Annotated in this window: 3 protein-coding genes; 2 read left to right on the top strand and 1 reads right to left on the bottom strand. The window is 41.7% G+C overall.

Annotated features, from left to right (window positions below; genetic code table 11):
- Nucleotides 1-124: 124 nt before the first annotated feature.
- Nucleotides 125-694, top strand: coding sequence for a Uma2 family endonuclease (locus VE944_RS16140; RefSeq protein ID WP_324978704.1), 570 nt, complete (start codon nt 125-127; stop codon nt 692-694).
- A 108-nt stretch (nt 695-802) separates the two neighbouring features.
- Here the strand turns inward: VE944_RS16140 and mnmE are convergent, their stop codons facing one another.
- Entirely contained in the window at nt 803-2,197 is a 1,395-nt protein-coding gene (gene mnmE / locus VE944_RS16135; RefSeq protein ID WP_324978702.1) for a tRNA uridine-5-carboxymethylaminomethyl(34) synthesis GTPase MnmE, read from the bottom strand.
- Between the two features lie 219 nt (nt 2,198-2,416).
- Here mnmE and VE944_RS16130 point away from each other — a divergent pair, with 219 nt between their 5' ends.
- The gene (locus VE944_RS16130; RefSeq protein WP_324978700.1) at nt 2,417-2,617 is read left to right on the top strand and encodes a hypothetical protein; all 201 of its coding nucleotides are present in this window, start codon (nt 2,417-2,419) and stop codon (nt 2,615-2,617) included.
- Nucleotides 2,618-2,629 lie beyond the last annotated feature (12 nt).

The following is a 2,629-nucleotide window of genomic DNA, read 5'->3' as shown; positions in this document are numbered from 1 at the left end:
TGCTTTGTTACTCAGTGGGCTTGCCGTTTTATTCTTCAAAAAGGTGAAGCAAACTGGTGGCGCTGTTGCTCATTAAATTGATTCTATGGGTTAAAATGTTTGGTAAAATTACTAAGGTACTAAAATGGTCGTTAGCCAAAGTGAGTACTATATCTCCCCAGAAGAATATTTAGAAGGCGAGAAATTTAGTGAAATCAAACACGAGTATATTGATGGGGAAGTCTACGCAATGGCAGGGGCAAGTGATGCTCATGTTACAGTCAGTATGAATGTATCTATGCTGTTACGAAACCATCTCCGGGGTAGTGATTGCCGTGTTTACATGTTAGACATGAAAGCACAAATTGATATCATAAATCGCTATTTTTATCCTGATGTGATGGTGACTTGTGATGCACGAGATAGAGAATCTGAATACTTTAAGTCCCATCCTTGCTTAATTATCGAAGTGCTTTCTGAGTCAACAGAAGGGTATGACAGAGGCAAGAAATTCGCTAGTTATCGACACTTAGAATCACTACAAGAATATGTGCTAATTTCACCAGACCGAATGAGTGTCGAATCCTTCCGCCGCAATGAAGAAGGACATTGGGTACTTTACCCTTATGAAAAAGAACAAGAAGTGCATTTCGCTAGCGTTGATTTTCGGTGTGCGATCGCAGAAATATATGAAGATGTAGTATTAGTACCCTAATCCAACATTTCGAGGTCAATTTTTAAAGCATGGTTGTTCAGTAGAAATAGTCAAAAATTGGTTATAAAGCTTGAAAGTCTTGTTGTGAGGTAGTCTATTAGAGATAAATTACTTTCCAATGCAAAATTTGCTAAAAATCTTATCTAAAACTGATTCTGTAACCTCTTCTCCGGTAATTTCTCCTAGTGCTTGAATCGCACCCCGTAAGTCAATTGTCCAGAAATCAAGAGGTAACTGCTGGGCAATTGTTGCTTGTACTTGTTCCAAAGAAATTTTCGCTTGAGTTAAGGCTGCTGCTTGCCTTTGGTTGATGGCTAAATCCATATCAGCAGCTTGGACTTTTCCCGATTTAACTATCTCTAAAATTGCTGTTTCTAAAGCATCAATGCCTTGGTTTTGGGCTGCGGCTGTGGCAATTTTAGATTTTAAATTTGGGATTTGGGATTGAATATTTTTGCTTTCCTTTTCTTCTATTAAATCGATTTTGTTAATAACTAAAATTAACGGACGGTGTTGCACCTGCTGATAAATTTCTTGATCGCCTTCCGTCCAACCTGCTGAAGCATCAATGGTAAGCAAGACTAAATCAGCTGCATTGGCAGCACGACACGATCGCTCGACGCCAATTTTTTCCACTTGGTCTGTTGTTTCCCGAATCCCTGCTGTATCTAGCACTTGTACGGGAATTCCCCCGACAACTAACTGCGATTCGACAACATCACGGGTTGTACCAGGTAAGTCAGTGACGATGGCGCGATCGCTCTGGCTCCAAGCGTTCAATAAGCTCGACTTACCCACATTCGGCCGCCCCACAATTGCCACTTTTAAACCTGTGCGTAGCAACTCACCTTTGTCTTTGGTTGCCAATAATCTAGTTATTTCTGCGGCAATTTTCTCTATTTCTGATATTATGACTTTATCATCCAACGGAGGAAGGTCTTCCTCAAAATCAATTCGAGCTTCGATTTCTGCCAAAATATCTAAGCAGTTGGCGCGTAACTGCCGGATCGGATGAGCTAATTTTCCCTGTAAACCAGCTAAGGCAGTTTGGGCAGCTTGAGGGGATTTAGCTCCTACTAAATCAGCAATACCTTCGGCTTGAGTTAGATCCAATCGTCCATTTAAAAAAGCGCGGAGAGTAAATTCTCCAGGTTGCGCTAGTCTTGCGCCGTTTTCCAAACACAGTTGTAATACCTGCTGCACTGCCATAATTCCCCCGTGGCAATGGAATTCTACTACATCTTCACGGGTGTAAGAACGGGGTGCTTTCATAATCAACAATAGGGCTTCATCTACCAGTTGTTGCGTTTGGGGATGGCGAATGTAACCGTAGAGAATCTGGTGACTTTCCCAAACTTGTCGCCCTGGTGCATGAAAAAGAGTTTGGGCTAGAGCCATTGCTTGGGAACCGGACACCCGTACAATACCAACACTACCCTGTTGGGGGACAACAGCAGTAGCGATCGCAGCAATAGTTCCAGTGGTAGCAAAAACTTCTGACATGAGCGCCCTTCATAAGAGTGAAAACTTAGGAGTCAAAATCATAACTCATAACCGATAACTTTCTAAATGGTAAGTATTTAGACTAATGAGATGACAACTGGCAAGGTAAAATTTACCTGGAGGGTAAAGGGTGAATAGTTAAGGATGGAATGTTATAACTCCTGTACAAACGCGATTAATCGCGTCTCTGCTCATAACTTTTAAAGAGAGGAATTTACTGTGGAGCAAAAAATTAACTGTGCTGTAGCCTGTGTTAACGGGTGTGTTTTAGGGGATAAATGTCCCAATATCGAGTTTAGAGAAGCCGCAGCAAAATTTATTGAAGAGACTCCCTTAGACCAAATGTTGGAGTTGGCACAAGAACGTTTGCGGAAAAAAATCACGGAACCACCAAAATGGGTTTTTCCTGAAGATCCTTAGCATTCGCGCCAA

Origin of the sequence: Nostoc sp. (assembly GCF_035638895.1) — a bacterium.
GTDB lineage: Bacteria > Cyanobacteriota > Cyanobacteriia > Cyanobacteriales > Nostocaceae > Nostoc.
Note: the sequence above shows the minus strand (reverse complement) of the source record. Positions and strands in the feature narration are given on the sequence as shown.

Bases quoted from the DNA above. Each gene is read 5' to 3' on its own strand.
- mnmE (WP_324978702.1), bottom strand. From the start codon at position 2,197: ATGTCAGAAGTTTTTGCTACCACTGGAACTATTGCTGCGATCGCTACT.
- VE944_RS16140 (WP_324978704.1), top strand. From the start codon at position 125: ATGGTCGTTAGCCAAAGTGAGTACTATATCTCCCCAGAAGAATATTTA.